2 rRNA genes (1 of these 2 running past the window's edge) are annotated in these 2,829 nt (G+C 55.6%); both read right to left on the bottom strand.

The window, feature by feature from the left end:
- Nucleotides 1-9: 9 nt before the first annotated feature.
- A 5S ribosomal RNA gene (rrf, locus tag ACZI8R_RS21050) occupies nt 10-126 on the bottom strand.
- Nucleotides 127-279: 153 nt separating this feature from the next.
- Nucleotides 280-2,829 (bottom strand): 23S ribosomal RNA (locus ACZI8R_RS21045) (it continues 583 nt past the right edge of the window).

Here is a 2,829-nt window from a genome sequence, read left to right as displayed (position 1 = left end):
GTAACGGATGTTCGGCGGTGTCCTACTCTCCCACACCCTGTCGAGTGCAGTACCATCGGCGCAGAAAGGCTTAGCTTCCGGGTTCGGAATGGGACCGGGCGTTTCCCTCTCGCTATGGCCGCCGTAACTCTATGAAACTGTCACACACAACTTTCGACGAACACCTCACCACCAGCCACCCACAAAAATGTGGGGTGATCGATGGGGGGTGGTTCGTTTCCAGTATCCGAAACACGTGTGTGTTGTTTCAGATACTGCACAGTGGACGCGTAGCTTCTTTGTGGTAAGTCCTCGGCCTATTAGTACCAGTCACCTCCACACATTGCTGTGCTTCCAGTTCTGGCCTATCAACCCGGTGGTCTGCCGGGGGCCTTACCCCCTCGAGGGGGTGAGAAACCTCATCTTGGAACAGGCTTCCCGCTTAGATGCTTTCAGCGGTTATCCCTCCCGAACGTAGCTAACCAGCGGTGCTCCTGGCGGAACAACTGGCACACCAGAGGTTCGTCCGTCCCGGTCCTCTCGTACTAGGGACAGCCTTCCTCAAGTTTCTAACGCGCGCGGCGGATAGAGACCGAACTGTCTCACGACGTTCTAAACCCAGCTCGCGTGCCGCTTTAATGGGCGAACAGCCCAACCCTTGGGACCTACTCCAGCCCCAGGATGCGACGAGCCGACATCGAGGTGCCAAACCATCCCGTCGATATGGACTCTTGGGGAAGATCAGCCTGTTATCCCCGGGGTACCTTTTATCCGTTGAGCGACACCGCTTCCACTTGCCGGTGCCGGATCACTAGTCCCGACTTTCGTCCCTGCTCGACTTGTCAGTCTCACAGTCAAGCTCCCTTGTGCACTTGCACTCGACACCTGATTGCCAACCAGGCTGAGGGAACCTTTGGGCGCCTCCGTTACATTTTGGGAGGCAACCGCCCCAGTTAAACTACCCACCAGGCACTGTCCCTGAACCAGATCATGGTCCGAGGTTAGAGGTCCAATACGATCAGAGTGGTATTTCAACAACGACTCCACGATAACTAGCGTCACCGCTTCACAGTCTCCCACCTATCCTACACAAACCGAACCGAACACCAATACCAAGCTGTAGTGAAGGTCCCGGGGTCTTTTCGTCCTGCCGCGCGTAACGAGCATCTTTACTCGTAATGCAATTTCGCCGAGTCTATGGTTGAGACAGCTGAGAAGTCGTTACGCCATTCGTGCAGGTCGGAACTTACCCGACAAGGAATTTCGCTACCTTAGGATGGTTATAGTTACCACCGCCGTTTACTGGGGCTTAAATTCTCAGCTTCGCCACCGAAGTGACTAACCGGTCCTCTTAACCTTCCAGCACCGGGCAGGCGTCAGTCCGTATACATCGTCTTACGACTTCGCACGGACCTGTGTTTTTAGTAAACAGTCGCTTCTCACTGGTCTCTGCGGCCCCACCCAGCTCAGGACGTAAAGTCCATCACCAGACAGGGCCCCCCTTCTCCCGAAGTTACGGGGGCATTTTGCCGAGTTCCTTAACCATAGTTATCTCGATCGCCTTAGTATTCTCTACCTGACCACCTGTGTCGGTTTGGGGTACGGGCCGTGTGAAAGCTCGCTAGAGGCTTTTCTCGGCAGCATAGGATCACTGAATTCGCCTCATTCGGCTACGCATCACCTCTCAGGCACATGAACGGCGGATTTGCCTACCGTTCGCCCTACAGGCTTACACCAGTATTACCACTGACTGGCTCAGCTACCTTCCTGCGTCACCCCATCGCTTGGCTACTACCAGATCAGGTCCCATGCATCCACCAACTCGAGACCCGAAGGTCTTCTCGTGGCTTCAGGATGGTTAGTATCACTGATTCACCAGGGGCGCGTTCACACGGGTACGGGAATATCAACCCGTTGTCCATCGGCTACGCCTGTCGGCCTCGTCTTAGGTCCCGACTCACCCTGGGCGGATTAACCTGGCCCAGGAACCCTTGGTCATTCGGCGGACGAGTTTCTCACTCGTCTTTCGCTACTCATGCCTGCATTCTCACTCGTGCAGCCTCCACAGCTAGTTCACACTGCTGCTTCCATGGCTGCACGACGCTCCCCTACCCATCCACACCACTGCCCAACACCCCGCAGGGCGAAAGAAGTGCATTGTGTGAATGCCGCGGCTTCGGTGGTGTACTTGAGCCCCGCTACATTGTCGGCGCAGGATCACTTGACCAGTGAGCTATTACGCACTCTTTCAAGGGTGGCTGCTTCTAAGCCAACCTCCTGGTTGTCTTCGCGACCCCACATCCTTTTCCACTTAGTACACGCTTAGGGACCTTAGCCGGCGATCTGGGCTGTTTCCCTCTCGACTACGAAGCTTATCCCCCGCAGTCTCACTGCCGCGCTCTCACTCACCGGCATTCGGAGTTTGGCTGATTTCGGTAAGCTTGTAGGCCCCCTAGACCATCCAGTAGCTCTACCTCCGGTGAGAAACACGCGACGCTGCACCTAAATGCATTTCGGGGAGAACCAGCTATCACGGAGTTTGATTGGCCTTTCACCCCTACCCACAACTCATCCCCTCAGTTTTCAACCTAAGTGGGTTCGCGCCTCCACGACGTCTTACCGTCGCTTCACACTGGCCATGGGTAGATCACTCCGCTTCGGGTCTAGAACATGCCACTGCGTCGCCCTATTCGGACTCGCTTTCGCTACGGCTACCCCACACGGGTTAACCTCGCGACATGCCGCTAACTCGCAGGCTCATTCTTCAAAAGGCACGCCATCACCCCCAGTGACAAGTCACTCGAAGGCTTTGACGGATTGTAAGCGCACGGTTTCAGGTACTATTTCACT

This window comes from Rhodococcus huquni (assembly GCF_055231055.1).
The sequence above is the reverse complement of the archived record's forward strand: the minus strand, read 5'-3'. Positions and strand labels throughout refer to the sequence as shown.